We start from the raw sequence: 19,798 nt of genomic DNA, 5'->3' as shown, positions 1-19,798 counted from the left end.
AAGCCTGCAAAATGCAGGCTTTTTTTATCTATCTAACTAATTTTTTATACTTAATTCGTTTCGGCATTAAGTCACCACCCAAACGTTTTTTCTTGTTCTCTTCGTAATCACTAAAACTACCTTCAAAGAAATATACTTGGCTATCACCTTCAAAAGCTAATATGTGCGTACAAATACGATCTAAAAACCAACGGTCGTGAGAAATAATCACAGCACAACCAGCAAAGTTTTCTAAACCTTCTTCTAGCGCACGTAACGTATTTACATCAAGGTCGTTTGTAGGCTCATCTAAAAGTAGTACGTTTCCTTCTTCTTTTAACGTCATTGCTAAATGCAAGCGGTTACGTTCTCCTCCAGATAGTAATTTTACTTTTTTGTTTTGTTCACTTCCAGAGAAATTAAAACGACTTAAATACGCACGAGAATTGACTTGCTTACCTCCCATCATTACCAATTCTTGCTCATCACTAAAGTTTTGCCAAATGGTTTTTTCTGGATCTATATTAGAATGACTTTGGTCTACATAAGCTATTTTTGAAGTATCACCTACTACAAACTCTCCTTTGTCTGGTGTTTCTTCGCCCATTATCATTCTGAAAATTGTGGTTTTACCTGCACCATTTGGCCCTATAACACCAACAATTCCAGCTTGAGGTAGATTGAAGTTTAAATCTTCGTACAATAACTTATCGCCATAACCTTTACTCACACCTTTTGCTTCTATAACATTGGTTCCTAAACGTGGACCATTTGGTATGTAAATTTCAAGCTTTTCGTCAAGTTGTTTTTGATCTTGACTCATTAATTTATCGTAGTTCTTTAAACGTGCTTTTTGCTTGGTTTGACGTCCTTTTGCACCTTGACGTACCCATTCTAACTCGCGTTCTAATGTTTTTTGACGTTTTGAAGCTGCTTTTCCTTCTTGAGCCATACGTTTAGACTTTTGGTCTAACCATGAAGAGTAATTCCCTTTCCAAGGAATGCCTTCACCTCTATCCAGCTCTAAAATCCAACCTGCAACATTATCCAAGAAATATCTATCGTGCGTTACAGCAATAACAGTTCCTTTATACTGTGCTAAATGATGCTCTAACCAATGTACCGATTCTGCATCCAGGTGGTTGGTAGGCTCATCAAGAAGTAATACGTCTGGTTCTTGTAGTAATAAACGACATAAAGCTACACGACGACGCTCACCACCAGAAAGTACACCTATTTTTTTATCGCCATCTGGAGTACGTAATGCATCCATGGCAATTTCTAATTTGGTGTCTAATTCCCAAGCATTGGAAGCATCTATTTGATCTTGTAATTCGGCTTGACGGTTCATAAGCTTTTCCATTTTTTCAGGATTGCTATACACTTCTTCCAAACCAAACATATCGTTTATTTTGTTGTATTCATCTAGAATAGCTACAGTTTCAGCAGCGCCTTCTCGCACTACTTCCATCACTGTTTTTTCATCATCTAGTTGTGGTTCTTGTTCTAGATAACCAACAGAATATCCTGGTGAAAAAACCACATCGCCTTGATAGTTTTTATCTACACCTGCAATAATCTTTAATAAAGTAGATTTACCCGAACCGTTAAGACCTAAAATACCAATTTTAGCTCCGTAAAAGAAGCTTAAATAAATATTTTTAAGTACTGGCGTATTAGCCGATTGAAATGTCTTGGTTACACCAGACATTGAAAAAATTACTTTTTTATCGTCGCTCATAATTATACTCTTCCTTTTAATGCATTAAACACCCAAGCAATACAGAAAAAGCCAAAACCAACAGCAGCAAATCCCCAACCTGCAACATCGTCATAACGAAAAGCTCCTAGTCCTATTAAACCTAATCCTACAAAAATCATAATCCATGTGGCCCAAGCCAACACTGTGTTTTTATTCATTGCCATAATTTTTCTTCTTATTTTATTAGATAGTTAGTTAATACAAATATCGGCATTATTTAAGAAATAACATATAATAGGTTAAAGACATTTTAATTAAGACAAAAACATCCTAATTAAAAAAATATTCGTAAATTTGTAAAAGATAAATTATCTATATGTTTTCAAAAGCTTGTGAATATGGTATTAAAGCAGCAATTTACATTGCATCAAATTCCAATGAAGGTAAGCGTGTTAGCTTAAAAGGCATTTCAAAACATATTGATTCACCAGAAGCCTTTACTGCAAAAATTCTTCAAACTCTTGCGAGAGAGAATATTGTAAACTCTATAAGAGGTATTAATGGTGGCTTTGAAATAGACAAGCAAAAACTTGAAAATATTCAATTGGCTGATATTGTTAATGCCATTGATGGAGACAGTATATATAAAGGTTGTGGTATTGGTTTAAAAGAATGTAGCGAACAACATCCTTGTCCTATTCATAATGACTTTAAGGTTGTTAGAAATAATTTAAGAATCCTTCTAGAGACAACTAATTTAAAATCCTTGGCAATGAATGTGAATGCTGGTGCTGTTTTTTTAAAAATCTAAAATAATAAAAAAAAAAAATTAAAACAAAACAGGATAAATTTATCCGAATAAATAAATATGATATGGAGATTCTAGAACAACAAACAAACAAACAAATAGGAAGTTTTGTGGCTGATGATTACAGAACTGCTGCAGTGTTTTCAAAATACGGTATTGATTTCTGCTGTAAAGGCCACAGAACCATTCATGAGGTCTGCGAAAAAAATGATATTAATGCAGACGAATTATTGAATAATTTGAATGTCATTATGAATTCGAAAACCAATGAAAATATTGATTATAAATCTTGGCCATTAGATTTACTTGCAGAGTATATTGAAAAAAAACACCATCGTTATGTAGAAGAAACTATACCAGTATTAAAACAATTTCTAGATAAGCTATGTAAAGTGCATGGAAACCGCCATCCTGAATTATTCGAAATCAACGAACTCTTTTCGGCTTCTGCTGGCGAACTGGCTGCCCACATGAAAAAGGAAGAACTTATCCTCTTCCCTTTTATAAAAAAGATGATGAAAGCCTCTATTTCTGGTCAAGAAATTCAAGCACCTGGTTTTGGAACCGTTGAAAACCCTATTGCCATGATGATGCAAGAACACGATAATGAAGGGAAACGATTTAGAAAAATCGCTGAACTAACAAATAACTATAATCCACCTGCTGATGCATGTAACACATATCGTGTTACCTTTGCCATGCTCAACGAGTTTGAACAAGATTTACATCTTCACATCCATCTTGAAAACAACATTTTATTCCCTAAAGCTACCGATCTTGAAAAGCTTTTTTTAAAAAAATGATTCAATAACATTTGTTTTTAAATAAAATAACGCTGTGATTGAAACACCTTTCCAATAAAAGAATATACGAGAGAAGTATAAAGGAAAGGTGTTTCTTTTTTATACGTATTTTTAAAATATAAAAATACATTTTATGCAAAAAAAACTTGTAGCAACTTGTCTTATCAATTTTTTAATTGCCGCATTATTAGGTTTGGTTTTGCGCTACGCATTTGTTGGACATCTAGATTTCAACTACCAATTTTTGACCCATACACATTCGCATGTAGCTATCTTGGGTTGGGTTTATCTTATGATTTTTACACTTTTTGTACATTACTTTATCCCTAAAAACAAACGTTTTTACACCAAGCTTTTTTGGGTTACCCAACTTGCTGTTTTGGGCATGCTCTTTAGCTTTCCTTTTCAAGGTTATGCAACAGTTTCCATAATATTTTCAACTTTACATATCTTATGTAGCTATGTGTTTGCCTTTAAGATGTGGAAAAATTTAAAAGCAAAAAATATTTTAATTGAAAGACTCATAAAGTGGTCATTAGCTTTTATGGTATTGAGTACCATTGGTGTTTGGTGTTTGGGTCCTGCTGTTGGGCTTCTAGGAAAAGCATCGGCATTTTATCAAATAGCCATTCAGTATTTTTTACATTTTCAGTTTAACGGTTGGTTTTTGTTTGCTGTTATTGCTATTCTTTTTCATCAGCTACAAGTACAACCGTCAAAAAACACAAAACTATTTTTAAGATTATTGATTGTCGCAACCATAACTACGTTCGCTTTACCTATTCAATGGTTTGCAACCCATTGGTTGCTGTACTACATCAATGCATTGGGTAGCATTTTACAGCTTTTAACTTTAGTTTACTTTATAAAAATCATAAAAATTCCTTTTAAGACCATTATTGTTAAACAACAAAAAGCCGTAAGATGGCTTTATATTTTTGCGTTGAGCTGTTTTATTTTGAAAATGGCACTCCAAAGTGTTTCGGTTATTCCTGAATTTTCACAAGTACTCATAAACCACAAAAATTTTATTATCGGTTTTATCCATTTATTGATGCTAGGAATAGTTAGTGGATTCCTATTCGCATTTCTACTTTATTCAAAAACCATAAAACCGTCAGTCTATCTCAATCTAGGAATATTTAGCTTTTTTATAGGGTTTGTTTTAACAGAACTTTTACTGACGTATCAAGGTAGTTTTTTCTATTTTGGAAAAGGATTAATACCGCACTACTACCTTTTACTTTTTATAAGTAGCATATTTCTTCCGTTGGGAATTACTTTAATTTTATTCACCTATTCAAAACAAAAACAGCATGTCTAATAAACCTTTAAAACGCCATAAAGCATTACAACCATTGAGCAGAGAGCATCATCACGGTTTATTATTGTCTTGGAAACTACGAGAAGGCTTCAAGAAGAACATTGAGGTTAAACGTATGAAAACCTATACCGATTGGTTTTTTAAAACGCATTTGATTCCTCATTTTGAAATGGAAGAACAATACATTTTTCCGTTATTGGGAAATGACAATGATTTGATCAAGCGAGCATTGACAGAACACCGAAGGTTAAAACGTCTCTTTACCAATGACAAAGATGTTTCCAAAGCCTTGGGATTAATTGAAGAAGAACTAGAACAACACATCCGTTTTGAAGAGCGTGTACTTTTTAAGGAAATCCAGAAGATAGCTACTGAAACACAATTACAACATATTGAAAAAATCCATCATCCAGACGAAAAATTTATAGATAATCTGGATGATGAATTTTGGAAGTAATTACTTCTTAAAACTAAAAATCTCTGGTCTTACAGTAACCATTGCCCAAGCCCAATTATGGGTTCTATTGGCGTTTCCTCCTTTTAACACTTCCATTGTATTAGTTGCAAATATTTGTGAGTAGCCCAAATTTGCCGTAATGAATTTATGAAGTTTATAGGTTGCCACAACATCGATTACTGTGCCTAAATAGCTATCCATTGTATTGGAACCGCTCAATACGCTCTCTGCTGAAGAAAACACATGTGGCAATAGAGTTAAAGTCAATTTGTTTTTACTGTATTTTAGTTGTGCATAAGCATCAATCAAACCAACAGAATTGGCATGATTTCCTACATAGAAATAATCCATTAAACCATTAAACTTATGATTGGTTCCAAACAACGGAGTAAACGATTTATTAGTTCCCGAAGTATCATCCATGGCTGTTCCTGACAAATATTCGCCTCCAATACCAAAGAACCAATGTTCTGTTGCCAAATATCCCAACGAAGCTCCACCATACCAAGCAGAAACAGTAGTGTCATTTCGTGTTCCTGTTTGTCCGTAAACAGAAAACTCGCCTATCCATTTATTGGTTTTCAAGCTGTAAAACATACCAAATGTTTGTGCATATTGGGTTTTCAGGTCTTGATTAGTAGTTTCAAACTCATAACCTGTATTTAAAAACAAAACACTCAATGTTGATGTCTTAAAGCCATATTGATACCACAACAATTGCATATTCTTGTAATTGTTTACCGAATACGCTGTACGCTCAACAGTTTCAGCATTTGAACTCACCGATGCGCCAACATCCAGTCGATGTTTTTTGTTGGGTGTTACCGAGACCAAAAAGGCATCGTGACTTCTACCTTGTTGTGCCCAATTGACTTCTCCTAAAATACGTTGATTATCATACGACAACGTTTGTCTTCCCACTTTAAACTTCCAAATATTATCCAATCTATATTGGGCATAACCTTCAAAAAGAGCTAAACCATCATGGGCATTACTTTGGTTTGTTGCAACATCTCCCCAGACTCTAATGTCTTGCGGTCTTAATACAATAGTTAGGTTTTCGTAATTAAAATTCAGATTTAATCTGCTACGTTGGGACACAAAAGACGTTGGGTCTTGTGTATCATCCAGCAATGTACCAAAGCCGTTTCTAAACTCGTATCGTGGTCTAAATTCGATACCTACTTCTAATTCTTGGGCAAAAAAGGTGTATGTCAACATTCCGAAGAACATTGTGCAAATTATATTTTTCATAAGTTGTTAGATATTGTTAAACTGTTACATAGCGTCAACAGCTTCGTTAATATGTTTAATGGTATTATCGGAATTCACACCCAAACCTTCTTGCTGAAACACTAACTCTCCTTTATGGTTAAATACGCTAATAATATTTGAATGTGAAAAATCGATTGGTGATATTTCTTTATAGCTTACCGCTAAAACCGCAGCAAATTCGCGCGTGTTTTCTTCTGTAGAACGTAAAAACAGCCAAGGGTCATTATCCATCAAGTTTTCTTTTGCAAAGGTTTTTAAACGTTCTGGTGTATCAACTTCGGGATCAATACTTACAAAAATCATTTTTACATTTTCTTTGGAATGTTCTGGTAAACGCTCTTCAATATTTCGCATATCGGCTACCAAACGTGGGCATGCTGCTTTACAACTAGTATAAATCATTACCATGACCAAAACATCACCTTTCAAGTCTTTAAGTTGAATATCTTCTCCATTTTGGGTGGTCCAAGTTGAGGGTAAGTTGTAGATAGACATCTCTGAAAACTTATCATCTGAAATAGTTTTTACATGGTTTTCTTCTACAACCAAATCCATTTTACAAACAGGACAATTTCCTTTTTCGGTATATATTTTATCACCTTCACAACGCATAGGACAATGGTAAGCCACATCATCTTTTGCAGCTTTTGAAGAGGTGTTTTTACAAGATACCAACGTTAAGGCAATACATATTATATAGATAAATGGTTTCATAATGTTGTTTTTAAGGGTTTACTTCAATGTCTTTTGCACATCTAAATCCAAGGTTTTTAATACTAAAACTTGCCTTTATACTACCTCTAAAAGCATATCGCATAAAAGCAGCATAATTCATTAAATCGGTAGCACCAATGGCTGCGCTTCCACAAAACAGATTACTATCTTTGTCAACATCTTTTCTGGATTCTCCAGAAATCAATACCGAGTTAAAATCGAGTGTCCATTCCCAAACCAAACCATGCATATCGTAAATACCCCAATAATTTTTAGGCGAATTACCTATAGTTTTTTCATCAGTTCTAGGTGTTTCGTACCAAGAGAGGATTTGTTGGTTATATGAAGGCTTTCTTCTGGCATCCGCTACGTCTTCATCTGCCATTGCTACATATTCCCATTCATCAATAGTTGGTAATCGTTTGCCTTGACACTCGCAGTAAGCTTTGGCTGCAAACCAAGACACATAGGTTACAGGGCTTTGAGGGTTTACTATATCGTTTAGAATTGTATCACTTTTAAATTGTCTCAAATAGTTTCCATCAGCATAGAGCTTAAGTATATTGTGTTTTTGCCATTTAGGGTTTTTCTTTAGAAACTCTAAAAACTGCTGATTGCTAACAGGGTATTTATCAAGTTTAAAATCTTGAACTTCAACAACAGTTGAATCTCTACCATATAAAGGGATATAGCGACTACCCTTTATATTTGCCATACCTTCAGTTTGTGAAAAACAAATGGTTTGAAACACTAAAAACACACACAATATTTTGAAGGTATGGTCAAACATAACACTAACTATTACTATTAATTACTTTCCTTTTACTTTATCCACCATTTGTTTAGTAACCACTGTTCCGTTATTATCCCAACTGTTATACACGTAGGTCAAAACATTGGCTATTTCTTCAGAAGATAACATTTGTCTGGTCATTACACTATTGTATTTTTTCCCATTTACGGTAATTTCGCCTGTTAATCCGTTTACAACTGCACCAATGGCACGATTTACATCTGCGTTTAAATAATCTGATTTTGCCAATGGTGGAAATGCATTAGGAACACCTTGTCCTTCAGCTTGATGGCATGCAAAACAAGTTTGCATATAAATTTGTTTGCCAAATTTCATTTGCTCCTCAAAGTTTTGTGCAGGAATTTCAGACTCTACAATTTCATTGGTTGTTGGCATTTCTTGAATTCCTGGACCTTCTGGTAAATAGATTCCTTCATATTGTTCTCCAGAATAGATTTTTTCATGTTCTTCTCCTTGTACTTTCAACATACCCAAAGCCCCTTTATTAAAAGCTCTAAAAATGGAATGGTCAACTAAAATAAATGTTCCAGGAACATCTACACGAAATTCTACAATAGCTGCTCCTCCTGCAGGGATTATTGTGGTCTGAACATTTTCATTTACCATATCACCACCTTCTACGTGAACCTTATCAAATATTTCTCCAATTACGTGAAATGAAGACACTAAATTAGGCCCACCGTTTCCTACAAACAGTCTAATAGTTTCACCCACATTAGCAGTAATAGCATTATCGCCTGTTAGAGCATTTACACTACCATTAAAGACAACATAATCGGCGTGTTCATCAACAGCCTTTTGCATATCAAAAGGTTGCAAACCACGTTCACCATTTTTTCCTTTGGTATAAAAATCGCCTTGCATAATATAATATTCCTTATCTACAAGTGGTAAACCACCTTCAGGTTCTACCAAAATTAATCCATACATACCATTGGCAATGTGCATTCCTACAGGAGCCGTTGCACAGTGGTACACATACAAACCAGGGTTGAGTGTTTTAAAAGAAAACACTTTTTCGTGACCTGGTGCTACAAACGAAGATTCTGCACCACCACCTGGACCAGTTACAGCGTGTAAATCGATGTTGTGAGGCAGCTTATTATCTGGGTGGTTTTGTAGTCTAAACTCAACCTCATCACCTACCCGAGTTCTAATGAAGCTTCCAGGAACTGTTCCACCAAAAGTCCAATATACATAGCGTACACCATCGGTAAGTTCGCCTTCTTCTTCAAGGATTTCCATTTCAACAATAAGCTTTTTGGCCTTTCGTCTTCCAACAGGTGTTGGTACGTTTGGTGGTGCAGTTAACTCTGCTGTCATTTCACGGCTAACAGGAATGTCTTGTGCTTCTTCATAAACGGTTTTCTCGTTGTTGAAACAAGAAACCATAAACAATGATACAACCACAAAAAATAGTATGTTGATACCTTTAATTTTAGTGTTTTTTAGTGTTCTCATAATAGTGATTTTAAATTAGGATAATTCTGTCTTAATTAATAAAACAAATTTAGTACACGAATAAGATTAAAAATATGATTAATGTCATAAAATGAAAAAAAGCATCACGTTTGTGATGCTTTAGTTTACTCGATAATCGAGATTAAATGCTCCAATGCTTGCCTCGAAATTAAACGTTTGTTCTTTTTAATACCTTGTGTGCTTGCTTCGAGATAGTTTCCTCCTGTTTAAACGCCTATAGAGTTATCATTGGAACTTCAATAAACAACAATTCAGAATCTTGTTTTGTTTCTATTGAAAAGCTTTCAGTTTCTGAAACACCTATAGCGTCTCTCGTTTCAAGGTTTTGATCTGCTATGATAGTATCACCATAAATAGTCATTACGTAAACACCATGATTACTACTTTTTAGGTTATAGGTAAACGTTTCACCTTGGCTTAAATCAATGCGAGATAGTTTAGCATCTTGATGAATTTTTAAACTTCCTTCATGATTATCATCAATAGATGTTACCAAGGTTTGTAGTTTATTTTTCCTGTCAGAATCACTAAATGTTTTTTGATCATAACGTGGTGAAACACCTTGTTTGTTAGGTATTATCCATATTTGAAACAAACTTAAATGCGAATCTTCAGAACCATTAATTTCAGAATGTTGCACTCCAGTTCCGGCACTCATTACTTGCACTTCACCTGGTAATACAGATTGCCATTCGTTGTGCATAGAATCACGATGTTTAAGCTCACCACTTAAAGGAATGGTGATAATTTCCATATTATCGTGCGGATGTGTTCCAAAACCCATTTTTGGTGCAATAACATCATCATTTAATACGCGTAACGCTCCAAAATGAATGCGCTCTGGATTAAACCAACCTGCAAAGCTAAACGAATGATTGGCTTGTAACCATCCGTGATTTGCAAATCCTCTTGTTCCTGCTTTGTGAACTACTGTTTTCATTTTATTATCCTTTCTGGGTTTCCCCTTTTATCTTAATTTATCTAATAAATCACTTAATTGTGATGCTTCTTTTTCTGTGATATTTTTTAACCAATCGTCATTAAAATTGTCTGATATATCTTCTAAAAGTTTTAATCCTTCGCTGGTGATGGCAACTTGTACCACACGTCTATCTGTTTCAGATGGGATACGCTCAATGAGTTGTTTTGCACAAAGCTTGTCTGCCAATCGTGTGGCATTTGGAGCTCTGTCTATCATTCTTGATTTTACATCTTGCATCGTCAATGGTTTATCTGCACCACGTAAAATGCGTAAAATATTATATTGTTGTGGTGATAACCCGAACTTTGCAAAAAATGTATTTTGCTTTCCTGTAATCCAATTAGCTGTGTACAAAATATTAATCAGCGCTTTTGTACGGTTATCTTTAAACGAGGAATTAACGTCTTTTGAAATATCTCCCATAGTTGTTAGGCTTTTACATCATTATAATCATCAGCTTTCTTTTTAAAAACTGCTGCTGCAAACGGACAAAGTGGTAAAATTTTTAACGCTTTTTCTCTTGCAAATGCTACAGCTTCTTCTACTAGTTTGTAACCAACGCCTTGACCTTTTAGACTTGCATCTACTTCAGTATGATCAATAATAATTTTTTGTTCTCCTGCATAAACGTAAGTCATTTCAGCTATTCGTTTCGCATCTTGCTCTATGTAAAAAGCACCTTTTTTAGTATCGTCTTCTTGCTGGATGTTCATAACTATATTGCGTTTTGAAATTTATCTACTTCAACTAATAATTGGTCGTTTAATTCCTTATTAGTAATCTTTCCTTCAGAAAAATTATTTCCGAATTGCGGTAAAGAAAACACGCCTACAATATCTGCTTCATGTCTTGGAAAACGGTCTTCAGCAATGGTTAATACCGATTGTCCGCCTCTTGCTCCTGGTGATGTTGCCATAAGCAACATAGGTTTTCCTAAAAATGTTTTAGCTTCTATACGCGATATCCAATCAAATAGGTTTTTAAAAACTGAAGCATAAGCGCCATTGTGTTCTGCTAATGAAATAACCATACCATCAGCTTCCTTTATTTTATTGAATAGCTTGTGAGCGTTTTCTGGTTGTCCGCCCATGCTTTTTTCTAAATCTGTACTAAATAGCGGTACATCAAAATCATTTAAATCTAATACTTCTGCTTTGGCTCCTTCTACTAACCCTGAAGCGTATGTTGCCAATTGTTTGTTGATTGATGTTGTACTGTTACTTCCTGCGAATGCTATAATATGTTTCATGTGTGATTGTTTTTATTTTCCATGGCAAATATATGATAAAATATTTTATTTTCCAAGGAAACTATTTACATGGTAATATTTTTAACATAGCTTTTACATTACAACGTTTTCGTAGCAAGGTTAAGTTTTGTATTTTTAGCCTGCATTAACAACTTGCGTTAGGGGTTGCAGCGGCATCCTCCCTATTTTTTAGGGAGATATAGCGAAAAACCCGACCACGCTATTGCGTGGGAACGCCCTAATTAACTATATAACATCTTATGGATTTAAACTTCAACAAAAACGAAGATCATAATAAATTATTAGTTTCTGAACTTAAGAAACGACTTGCAAAAGTAAAACTTGGCGGTGGCGAAAAGCGTATTGAAAAACATCACGCTAAAGGAAAAATGACTGCTAGAGAACGTATTGATTATTTACTTGATGATAAAGCCAAAAGTATTGAAATTGGCGCTTTTGCAGGTGATGACATGTATAAAGAACATGGTGGTTGTCCGTCTGGTGGTGTTGTAGTGAAAATTGGTTATATAAAAGGCAAGCAATGTATTGTAGTGGCTAATGATGCGACTGTGAAAGCTGGTGCGTGGTTTCCTATAACTGGAAAAAAGAATTTACGCGCGCAAGAGCTTGCCATTGAAAACAAATTGCCAATTATTTACCTTGTGGATTCGGCTGGTGTGTACTTGCCAATGCAAGACGAGATTTTCCCTGATAAGGAGCATTTTGGTCGTATTTTTAGAAACAATGCTGTAATGAGTAGTATGGGCATTACACAAATTGCTGCTGTAATGGGTAGTTGTGTTGCTGGTGGTGCTTACTTACCTATTATGAGTGATGAAGCGCTTATTGTGGATAAAACTGGAAGTATCTTTCTTGCTGGTAGTTATTTGGTAAAAGCGGCTATTGGAGAAAGTATTGACAACGAAACGCTTGGTGGCGCAACAACACATAGTGAAATTAGCGGTGTTACGGACTACAAGGCTAAAGATGATAAAGATGCATTGGATAAAATAAAAAATATTGTTGATAAAATAGGTGATTTTGACAAGGCTGGTTTTAATCGTACTACGGCTAAAAAACCTAAAGAAAATCCTCAAGATATTTATGGTATTTTACCAAAAAGTCGTGCCGATCAATACGATATGTATGAGATTATAAAACGTCTTGTAGATAATAGTGAGTTTGAAGAATACAAAGCTGGTTACGGACAAACCATTATTACGTGTTATGCCAGAATTGATGGTTGGGCTGTTGGTATTGTTGCAAATCAGCGTCATATTGTAAAAACTACAGGTGCTAAAACCAAACCTGCCGAAATGCAATTTGGTGGTGTGATTTACAATGATTCTGCCGATAAAGCCACGCGCTTTATAGCAAATTGTAACCAGAAGAAGATTCCGTTAGTGTTTTTACAGGATGTTACTGGTTTTATGGTAGGTAGTAAGAGTGAACATTCTGGGATCATAAAAGATGGTGCTAAAATGGTAAACGCTGTGAGTAATAGTGTGGTGCCAAAATTTACCGTTGTAGTTGGTAATAGTTATGGTGCTGGTAATTATGCTATGTGTGGTAAGGCTTACGACCCAAGACTTATTTTTGCATGGCCAAGTGCTGAACTGGCTGTAATGAGTGGAAATAGTGCTGCTAAAGTATTATTACAAATAGAAAAAGCCTCTTTAGAAAAACAAGGTGAAAAATTCACCAAAGAGAAAGAAGACGAACTTTACAACAAAATAAAAGCGCGTTACGACAACCAAGTATCTCCTTACTATGCTGCTGCCAGATTATGGACCGATGCAGTTATTGACCCTTTAGACACCAGAACCTGGATTAGTATGGGTATTGAAGCCGCTAACCACGCTCCTATTGAAAAACCATTTAATTTGGGTGTGTTGCAGGTTTAATTTAATGTACTTTGCTTTCTTATGAAAAATTTATTTTTGATTTTGTTCGTTTTATTTGCCTTTTCATGTAAGTCTACTAAAAGTAATACAGAAAAGAACACCAAAGATTATACGCTAGCTGATATTAAAAACAGCTCATCACTAATACAAGTGGGCGAATTAAAAAAACACGAACTTGCTACTTTTAAAAAGTATTTAAAAGAGACTTTCAATAAAGATTTAGATAGTTTAAAATATTTAACCATATCGTATTTAAAGTCTAAGAACAAGTGTTGGTATGACAATTATAGCGGAATAGAAAAAAAATCTAACATAAAGCGTATAAATAAATATAAATCAGAAATGAATTCTGATTTATTAATGGCTCATTATGACTATGGTTATAAGTCATTTTATAGCCATTATGATAAAAGTAAAATTATATCAACGTTATTTGATAAGGGCAAAGAATCATGTGATTTTATGCTAACAATAAATAGCGATGGAGTCTATTTATTTAAAACAAGTCATTTTTATACAGATGTAGCAAATGCTTTTACAAATGAATTAAAATCTTATGAATAAAATTCAACTGTTGCTTTTTAGCATATTTTTTTTCTCTTATGTGAGTTATAGCCAAACATACAGCTCTATAGTTAAACCTAGAATCAGTTTTATTGATGAAAGTCGTACTTTAAATCCAGATTTGGATTACTTAAATGCTTCAAATTACGAATACGAAAACATGATAAAATATTATCAACGTATTGTTTTTTGTACTATTTATGATGATACACTTTATAACTATAAACTCATGCAATGGAGTACTGATATTGTTATATACTTAGATAAAAACTTACCTAAAAGTGTTGCTAACGGTTTTTATGATTTTATATCAAAATCTAATATAAATAGTGTAAATAATTTAAACATTAGCTTTACAAAAAAAGTAAGCGAAGCTAATTATATAATTAAAATGACTCCCAAAATGGTTAATGGCTATGATAAAGATTTTGAATTTGACTCTGAAGAAGAAAGAAAAAATAGCTTTTTAACTGGAGGCACTTATGAATTATCAACCGATCAAAACAATAAATTTTATAGTGCAGTACTTGAAATGAGTTCTAAACTAAAAAAAACAGATGATCAGTTTCTAAAACAATTAAAACAGCTTTTCTTTAAAAGCCTAGGTAACTTTGTAGCTGACAATTATAAAGATACTGATAGCCTGTTACACAAGGCTTACATAAACTCTGATACTATTTCTGAATTTGATATGAACATATTAAAAATTCATTACGGAATTATTTACGAGCAAATAATTAACGGTAGTAAATTTAGATCTCTTGTCAAACTAGCAAACTCAAACAAATGAAAAAACTAGCATTATTTATTACGTTTTTAGTATTTGCAATTCAAACACAAGCGCAACACACAATTACAAAACAAGTTACTAAAACTTATATGTCTCTAAAAAGCTATAAGTTAAAATATAAGGACAAGCCTTTAACAAAAACAGACTCTTTAAACTTTCGTTTTCACAATAATGACACCTTGGTATTAGTTACAAACTATGAATTACCTAAAGGAGTAAGTGTTCCTTACGAATACAAAGATTCAACATTTCTTAGCTTATATAAAAAAGTAGCCTTCAGAACAAATGGAGTAGATTCAACAGATAAAAAACAAACAATGCGCTATTGGAAAGAACCTATAAAAATTTATTTCTCTAATAGTGTTTCAAAAAAAACTAAAAAGAGTTTTATGTCTTTTGCTGAAACTATTGCAAATAAGGTTGATTCATTAAGCATATCTGAAGTAAAAAAAGTAGAAGAATCTAATTATGTTATTTACTATTTAGGAGATTATGATTATGAACCAAGACTAACAAATCAAAACGATTATTATTTAAGCTGGAATAAAAAACAACAAATATATAAATGTGGTCTAAGAATAGATACCAAAGCGCTTTTTAATGAATCTTTAATACAATACAAGTTGAGAGAACTGTTTATAGGAACACTTGGTCATTTTTATTTATCAAATGATTTTAGTTGTGATAGTTATTTATCTAATTGCTATTCTAAAAACAAAAAATTAACACCTTTGGATATGGAAATTATAAAATACCATTATTCATATGGAATTTGTAAAGGTTCAAATTTAGAAGCATTTGAAAAACAACACGAGCGTGCTAAAAAATCTCTTAAAAATGAAAACAGCAAAATGCGGATCTTTCATGAGTTTTGATAAAAAAAGCGACCAAATTGGTCGCTTTTTTTAATTAATACTGTTTTGTGAAGCTTTTACCAAGCGAATAAACTCTGCTCTAAAACCATCATCATCATCTCCTCTACCTTTTTTTGCCAATGCAACTACATCATCCATACTAGCATTATTATAATATTTTGATTGCCTTAATTGCATACCGAACAAAGCTACTGCCGACGCAAAATTTAAGTCTTCTGAACCTTCGGAAAGCTCATCTTTTTGAACATGCACCATTTCAATACTTTTTTCTCCATCAGGTTTCTTGTATCTGAATTTTACAGTGAATAATTCATCTGAAAACCCTTCAACCGAATTGGTTGTAGTGTATTTTAAGTTGTTGACTTCTTTTAAGTAACTACTAGCAACACCAACAGGAATCAACTCATAAAGCGCAGTAACTGTATGTCCACTTCCTAATTCTCCAGCATCTTTAGTATCATCAATAAAATCTTCGTCTGCCAACATTCTGTTTTCGTAACCAATCAATCTATAGGCTTGTACTTTTTTAGGATTGAATTCTACTTGAATTTTCACATCTTTTGCAATCGTATAAAGTGTACCTCCAAACTCTTTTCCAAAGACTTTTTGAGCCTCTTGCATATTATCAATATAAGCATGATTACCATTACCTTTATCGGCTAAAATTTCAAGTTTTGAATCTTTATAATTACCATAACCAAACCCTAAAACCGACAAAAACACTCCTGATTTTCTTTTTTCTTCAATAAGCTTCTCCATTGCCTTGTCACTCGATGCTCCAACATTAAAGTCGCCATCGGTAGCAAGAATCACTCTGTTATTACCATCATTAATAAAGTTTTCTACTGCTAATTTATAAGCTAATTCAATGCCTTCGCCTCCAGCTGTTGAGCCTCCAGATTTTAGTTTATCTATGGCATTCATTATTGTTTCTTTGTCTTTACCTGATGTTGGATCAAGAACAACTCCTGCTGCTCCTGCATAAACAACGATTGAAACTTTGTCTTTCGCTCGTAACTGATTTACTAAAAGTTTAAACGCTGATTTTAATAATGGCAATTTGTTTTGAGAATTCATAGAACCTGAAACATCTATTAAAAATGTAAGATTTGAAGCCGGTAATTGTTCATTTGTATAAGTTTTGCCTTGTAATCCTATTTTAACAATTCTGGTATCGCTATTCCAAGGAGTTACTGCTGCTTCTGTATGAATTGAAAATGGATGATTGCCTTTAGGCTGTGCGTAATTATACTTAAAATAATTAATCATCTCCTCTATTTTTACCGCATTAGGATTGATTTTTTCTCCATTATTAATCATACGTCTTACATTGCTATAAGACGCTCTATCAACATCAATTGAAAACGTTGATAAAGGGTTTTGCTTTACAGCCTCAAAATCATTCTCTACAATATCATCATAAGTTTCTAACTCTGGTTGTTGCACACTTTTTTTAAGAATACTCTCTTTTAGTTCTTTTGGTATTTCATAACCACTATTTTTTGTTGAGACAATAATAACTCCATAAGCACCTTGAGATCCATATAAAGCATATCCGCCAGCTCCTTTGATTACCTGTGTTTCTTTTATTTTTTTGGGAGATAAATTTGCTAATGTTTCTGCATTAGAAATTTTTCCATCTATAACAATCAGCGCTTCATTTGTTCCCTTTATAGATCGATTTCCTCGTAAAACAATTTTAGTTGACTGATTTGAATTCTTATTTTTAGAATTAATTTGTAAACCTGATACTTTACCAGACAAACCCTGAACAACATTAGGATTGCTTGAATGATTAAGGTATTCTTTTTTAATAAGATTACTTGAAGCTGTTACCTCTTTTTGGTATCGTTTAACGCCCAATGCAGTAATAACAACTTCTTCTAAAGAATTATCATCTAATTGCATAATGATGTTTATGACATTAGAAGTTTTTACAACTCTATTTTCAGGAATATAACCAACAAATGAATACGCTAGTGTATCTCCTTTTTTAGCATTTAAGCTATAAAAGCCATTAAAATTTGTTTGTGTACCAATGGTTGTACCTTTTACTAGAATGTTAACACCTGGCAATGGCAATCCGTTTTCATCAGAGACTTTTCCTGTAATTAAGGTTTCTTGAGCTTTTACTTGTAGTACCAAAGTACATAGAAATATAAATTGGATAATAGTTTTCATGGTTATGTGATTTTAAGTTTTCATAAAACTAAAACCACACAACCTACTTAAAAAGTACTAATGAGTAACAACACTGTTTGGTTGAGTAAACACATCAAAAAAACATAAACGTTAATAAAACACAGATGTGCTTAATTAATATTTGTGCTATAAGGAAATAATAATTGAATACCCTTTTTCTGTGTTAATGCTTTTATTCTCTTGTAAGTTTCATAATTTTCAGCTCCCATTTCTTCTTTTAAAATGGTTTCTTTGGCTTTAACCAACCCAAAGTCTTGTAGCATTTTATCTAAATCTTTTTCAAAAACTGGTAATTCCTTAATAGTAAAATCTTCAATTTGCGCATATTCAGAAGCTCGTTGTATGGCTAAATCTAGGCCTCCTAACTGATCAACCAGTCCAATATTTAACGCTTCTTGTCCAGTCCAAACACGACCTTGAGCTATGGTTTCAACCTGTTCTCTAGTAAGGTTTCTTCCTTGAGAAACACGTGTTGAAAATAATTCGTAGATATCCAAAACACCTTCTTTAATATAAGCTCTTTGGTTATCATCTAAACGCTCAAAAAAGCTATAGGTCACCGCATTTTTATTAGTAACTACTTGTTCTGCGTTAATTCCTAAATTATCTGCTAACTCTTTTCCGTTTGGCAACACACCAAAAACACCAATACTTCCTGTTATGGTTGTAGGTTCTGCTATAATTTCGTTAGCATTTGAAGCTATGTAATAGCCGCCAGAAGCTGCTAAATCTCCCATACTTACTATTACAGGTTTTACTTGCTTTGTTAATTCTATTTCTCTCCAAATAAGTTCACTAGCTAACGCACTTCCACCTGGTGAATTTACACGAAGTACTACCGCTTTCACTCTATCATCATTTCTAGCGCTTTCTAAAGCTCTATTTACTGCACCTTGACCAACTGTAGTTTGATCGCCTTCGCCATAAATAATTTCACCTTGAGCATAAATAACTGCTATTTTATTTTTGCTGTATTTAGAACCTAGCTTTGTAGCTGCATGTTCGGCATAATCCTCTATTGTTATAAACCTTAAATTGTCACTACTTGAAATGCCTACGGCATTTTTTATACCATTTAAATACTCATCATAATATCCTATTCTATCAATTAACCCTGATTTTAATGCTAGTTTAGGAGTTCTTGCTAATAAACTATCTGCTATTTGGTGTAATGATTCTACAGGAATATCTCTACTTTCTGATATATCAGATTTTAACGTACTCCATAATGAATTTAAGTACGAATAAATTTGCTCTCGGTTGTTTTCGCTCATCTCACTTTCTAAAAATGGCTCTACAGCACTTTTATACTTTCCTAAACGAACAACTTCCATTCGCACTCCTGTTTTTTCTTGAAAATCTTTAAAATATAACTGCTCTGAATATAAACCCTTAAACTCCATCATCCCAGCTGGATTTAAATATATAGTATCAGCAACAGAGCTTAAATAGTAATCTTTTTGTGAATATATATCTGCGTAGGCTACAATAAACTTTCCTGATTCTTTAAAATTTAACAGTGCTTTTCTTAATGCACTTACTTGAGAAATTCCGGCATCTACCATGTTATTGGTTATAGAAATACCTTGTATATTATTATCGGTTGCAGCATAGTTTATAGCATCTATAAGATTAAACAAGCCGTTTTTTTCATTCTCATTTAAAAAAGTGTATTCCTTAAAATTAGTTTTTCCGGCATAATCATTAATTGGGAAATCTAATTGTAATTCTAAAACAGAATTTGTTCTTACTTGTACAATATTATTATCTACTGAACCGAATAGTGCTCCTAAAAATATGAGTCCGAAGAAGCTAATAATTAAAAATACAATAATACCTACTACGGTTGATAATACGCGTTTTAAAAAGTTCAT

General features: G+C 33.4%; 20 protein-coding genes. 8 read left to right on the top strand and 12 right to left on the bottom strand.

The genetic code is table 11. The features are described from left to right. Nucleotides 1-28: 28 nt before the first annotated feature. Together ettA and ACN5J3_RS10655 are read right to left on the bottom strand one after the other, a co-directional pair. Nucleotides 29-1,720, bottom strand: coding sequence for an energy-dependent translational throttle protein EttA (gene ettA / locus ACN5J3_RS10660; protein ID WP_343798253.1), 1,692 nt, complete (start codon nucleotides 1,718-1,720; stop codon nucleotides 29-31). Between the two features lie 2 nt (nucleotides 1,721-1,722). Beyond that, nucleotides 1,723-1,905, bottom strand: a complete 183-nt coding sequence (locus tag ACN5J3_RS10655; protein ID WP_103052245.1) for a CAL67264 family membrane protein — start codon at nucleotides 1,903-1,905, stop codon at nucleotides 1,723-1,725. Between the two features lie 152 nt (nucleotides 1,906-2,057). Between ACN5J3_RS10655 and ACN5J3_RS10650 the strand changes: the two genes are divergently transcribed. The 4 genes from ACN5J3_RS10650 to ACN5J3_RS10635 all read left to right on the top strand — a co-directional run bounded on the left by ACN5J3_RS10650 (nucleotide 2,058) and on the right by ACN5J3_RS10635 (nucleotide 5,073). Further along, nucleotides 2,058-2,492, top strand: a complete 435-nt coding sequence (locus ACN5J3_RS10650) for an RrF2 family transcriptional regulator (protein ID WP_129760210.1) — start codon at nucleotides 2,058-2,060, stop codon at nucleotides 2,490-2,492. Nucleotides 2,493-2,554: 62 nt separating this feature from the next. Continuing rightward, nucleotides 2,555-3,292, top strand: a complete 738-nt coding sequence (gene ric, locus ACN5J3_RS10645; RefSeq protein ID WP_262733353.1) for an iron-sulfur cluster repair di-iron protein — start codon at nucleotides 2,555-2,557, stop codon at nucleotides 3,290-3,292. Nucleotides 3,293-3,425: 133 nt separating this feature from the next. After that, nucleotides 3,426-4,616, top strand: coding sequence for a hypothetical protein (locus tag ACN5J3_RS10640; protein WP_418511738.1), 1,191 nt, complete (start codon nucleotides 3,426-3,428; stop codon nucleotides 4,614-4,616). Continuing rightward, nucleotides 4,609-5,073: a hemerythrin domain-containing protein gene (locus tag ACN5J3_RS10635; RefSeq protein ID WP_129760213.1), complete on the top strand. Its 465-nt coding sequence runs from the start codon at nucleotides 4,609-4,611 to the stop codon at nucleotides 5,071-5,073. Before ACN5J3_RS10640 ends, ACN5J3_RS10635 begins: the two co-directional genes overlap by 8 nt. Here the strand turns inward: ACN5J3_RS10635 and ACN5J3_RS10630 are convergent, their stop codons facing one another. The 8 genes from ACN5J3_RS10630 to ACN5J3_RS10595 all read right to left on the bottom strand — a co-directional run bounded on the left by ACN5J3_RS10630 (nucleotide 5,074) and on the right by ACN5J3_RS10595 (nucleotide 11,589). Then, nucleotides 5,074-6,327 carry an alginate export family protein gene (locus tag ACN5J3_RS10630; protein WP_418511737.1) on the bottom strand — a complete coding sequence of 418 codons (1,254 nt, stop codon included), beginning with the start codon at nucleotides 6,325-6,327 and terminating at the stop codon, nucleotides 5,074-5,076. It abuts the gene before it with no gap. A gap of 24 nt (nucleotides 6,328-6,351) precedes the next feature. Beyond that, entirely contained in the window at nucleotides 6,352-7,062 is a 711-nt protein-coding gene (locus ACN5J3_RS10625) for an SCO family protein (RefSeq protein ID WP_262733356.1), read from the bottom strand. A 10-nt stretch (nucleotides 7,063-7,072) separates the two neighbouring features. Next, a complete protein-coding gene (locus ACN5J3_RS10620) occupies nucleotides 7,073-7,777 on the bottom strand; it encodes a formylglycine-generating enzyme family protein (protein WP_335975673.1) in 705 nt (234 codons plus the stop codon). A 96-nt stretch (nucleotides 7,778-7,873) separates the two neighbouring features. Further along, a complete protein-coding gene (gene nirK / locus ACN5J3_RS10615) occupies nucleotides 7,874-9,337 on the bottom strand; it encodes a copper-containing nitrite reductase (protein ID WP_262733358.1) in 1,464 nt (487 codons plus the stop codon). A 235-nt stretch (nucleotides 9,338-9,572) separates the two neighbouring features. Then, a complete protein-coding gene (locus tag ACN5J3_RS10610) occupies nucleotides 9,573-10,298 on the bottom strand; it encodes a pirin family protein (protein WP_418510023.1) in 726 nt (241 codons plus the stop codon). A 27-nt stretch (nucleotides 10,299-10,325) separates the two neighbouring features. Beyond that, nucleotides 10,326-10,763 (bottom strand): MarR family winged helix-turn-helix transcriptional regulator, encoded by a 438-nt coding sequence (locus tag ACN5J3_RS10605; protein ID WP_129760218.1) that lies wholly within the window; start codon nucleotides 10,761-10,763, stop codon nucleotides 10,326-10,328. Nucleotides 10,764-10,768: 5 nt separating this feature from the next. Next, nucleotides 10,769-11,053: a GNAT family N-acetyltransferase gene (locus ACN5J3_RS10600; RefSeq protein WP_418510024.1), complete on the bottom strand. Its 285-nt coding sequence runs from the start codon at nucleotides 11,051-11,053 to the stop codon at nucleotides 10,769-10,771. Nucleotides 11,054-11,055: 2 nt separating this feature from the next. After that, nucleotides 11,056-11,589, bottom strand: a complete 534-nt coding sequence (locus ACN5J3_RS10595) for an NADPH-dependent FMN reductase (RefSeq protein WP_131506911.1) — start codon at nucleotides 11,587-11,589, stop codon at nucleotides 11,056-11,058. Between the two features lie 260 nt (nucleotides 11,590-11,849). Here ACN5J3_RS10595 and ACN5J3_RS10590 point away from each other — a divergent pair, with 260 nt between their 5' ends. Genes ACN5J3_RS10590 through ACN5J3_RS10575 form a run of 4 tightly spaced genes read left to right on the top strand, consistent with a single transcriptional unit; the run spans nucleotide 11,850 to nucleotide 15,722 of the window. Beyond that, nucleotides 11,850-13,493, top strand: coding sequence for an acyl-CoA carboxylase subunit beta (locus tag ACN5J3_RS10590; protein WP_418511736.1), 1,644 nt, complete (start codon nucleotides 11,850-11,852; stop codon nucleotides 13,491-13,493). Nucleotides 13,494-13,514: 21 nt separating this feature from the next. Next, nucleotides 13,515-14,057, top strand: coding sequence for a hypothetical protein (locus ACN5J3_RS10585; protein WP_418511735.1), 543 nt, complete (start codon nucleotides 13,515-13,517; stop codon nucleotides 14,055-14,057). Further along, complete coding sequence (locus ACN5J3_RS10580; RefSeq protein ID WP_418511734.1) at nucleotides 14,050-14,847, top strand: hypothetical protein; 798 nt, start codon at nucleotides 14,050-14,052, stop codon at nucleotides 14,845-14,847. The genes ACN5J3_RS10585 and ACN5J3_RS10580 overlap by 8 nt, the downstream gene beginning before the upstream one ends. After that, nucleotides 14,844-15,722: a hypothetical protein gene (locus ACN5J3_RS10575; RefSeq protein WP_418511733.1), complete on the top strand. Its 879-nt coding sequence runs from the start codon at nucleotides 14,844-14,846 to the stop codon at nucleotides 15,720-15,722. Before ACN5J3_RS10580 ends, ACN5J3_RS10575 begins: the two co-directional genes overlap by 4 nt. 30 nt (nucleotides 15,723-15,752) lie before the next feature. Here ACN5J3_RS10575 and ACN5J3_RS10570 read toward each other — a convergent pair whose 3' ends face one another. Then, nucleotides 15,753-17,903, bottom strand: a complete 2,151-nt coding sequence (locus ACN5J3_RS10570) for a YfbK domain-containing protein (protein WP_418511732.1) — start codon at nucleotides 17,901-17,903, stop codon at nucleotides 15,753-15,755. 131 nt (nucleotides 17,904-18,034) lie between these two features. Beyond that, nucleotides 18,035-19,798: a signal peptide peptidase SppA gene (sppA, locus tag ACN5J3_RS10565; RefSeq protein WP_418511731.1), complete on the bottom strand. Its 1,764-nt coding sequence runs from the start codon at nucleotides 19,796-19,798 to the stop codon at nucleotides 18,035-18,037.

Origin of the sequence: Corallibacter sp. (genome assembly GCF_048381695.1) — a bacterium.
GTDB lineage: Bacteria > Bacteroidota > Bacteroidia > Flavobacteriales > Flavobacteriaceae > Corallibacter > Corallibacter vietnamensis.
The sequence above is the reverse complement of the archived record's forward strand: the minus strand, read 5'-3'. Positions and strand labels throughout refer to the sequence as shown.

Coding starts and splice junctions, on each gene's coding strand:
- ettA (WP_343798253.1), bottom strand. CDS start 1,720: ATGAGCGACGATAAAAAAGTAATTTTTTCAATGTCTGGTGTAACCAAG.
- ACN5J3_RS10655 (WP_103052245.1), bottom strand. CDS start 1,905: ATGGCAATGAATAAAAACACAGTGTTGGCTTGGGCCACATGGATTATG.
- ACN5J3_RS10650 (WP_129760210.1), top strand. CDS start 2,058: ATGTTTTCAAAAGCTTGTGAATATGGTATTAAAGCAGCAATTTACATT.
- ric (WP_262733353.1), top strand. CDS start 2,555: ATGGAGATTCTAGAACAACAAACAAACAAACAAATAGGAAGTTTTGTG.
- ACN5J3_RS10640 (WP_418511738.1), top strand. CDS start 3,426: ATGCAAAAAAAACTTGTAGCAACTTGTCTTATCAATTTTTTAATTGCC.
- ACN5J3_RS10635 (WP_129760213.1), top strand. CDS start 4,609: ATGTCTAATAAACCTTTAAAACGCCATAAAGCATTACAACCATTGAGC.
- ACN5J3_RS10630 (WP_418511737.1), bottom strand. CDS start 6,327: ATGAAAAATATAATTTGCACAATGTTCTTCGGAATGTTGACATACACC.
- ACN5J3_RS10625 (WP_262733356.1), bottom strand. CDS start 7,062: ATGAAACCATTTATCTATATAATATGTATTGCCTTAACGTTGGTATCT.
- ACN5J3_RS10620 (WP_335975673.1), bottom strand. CDS start 7,777: ATGGCAAATATAAAGGGTAGTCGCTATATCCCTTTATATGGTAGAGAT.
- nirK (WP_262733358.1), bottom strand. CDS start 9,337: ATGAGAACACTAAAAAACACTAAAATTAAAGGTATCAACATACTATTT.
- ACN5J3_RS10610 (WP_418510023.1), bottom strand. CDS start 10,298: ATGAAAACAGTAGTTCACAAAGCAGGAACAAGAGGATTTGCAAATCAC.
- ACN5J3_RS10605 (WP_129760218.1), bottom strand. CDS start 10,763: ATGGGAGATATTTCAAAAGACGTTAATTCCTCGTTTAAAGATAACCGT.
- ACN5J3_RS10600 (WP_418510024.1), bottom strand. CDS start 11,053: ATGAACATCCAGCAAGAAGACGATACTAAAAAAGGTGCTTTTTACATA.
- ACN5J3_RS10595 (WP_131506911.1), bottom strand. CDS start 11,589: ATGAAACATATTATAGCATTCGCAGGAAGTAACAGTACAACATCAATC.
- ACN5J3_RS10590 (WP_418511736.1), top strand. CDS start 11,850: ATGGATTTAAACTTCAACAAAAACGAAGATCATAATAAATTATTAGTT.
- ACN5J3_RS10585 (WP_418511735.1), top strand. CDS start 13,515: ATGAAAAATTTATTTTTGATTTTGTTCGTTTTATTTGCCTTTTCATGT.
- ACN5J3_RS10580 (WP_418511734.1), top strand. CDS start 14,050: ATGAATAAAATTCAACTGTTGCTTTTTAGCATATTTTTTTTCTCTTAT.
- ACN5J3_RS10575 (WP_418511733.1), top strand. CDS start 14,844: ATGAAAAAACTAGCATTATTTATTACGTTTTTAGTATTTGCAATTCAA.
- ACN5J3_RS10570 (WP_418511732.1), bottom strand. CDS start 17,903: ATGAAAACTATTATCCAATTTATATTTCTATGTACTTTGGTACTACAA.
- sppA (WP_418511731.1), bottom strand. CDS start 19,798: ATGAACTTTTTAAAACGCGTATTATCAACCGTAGTAGGTATTATTGTA.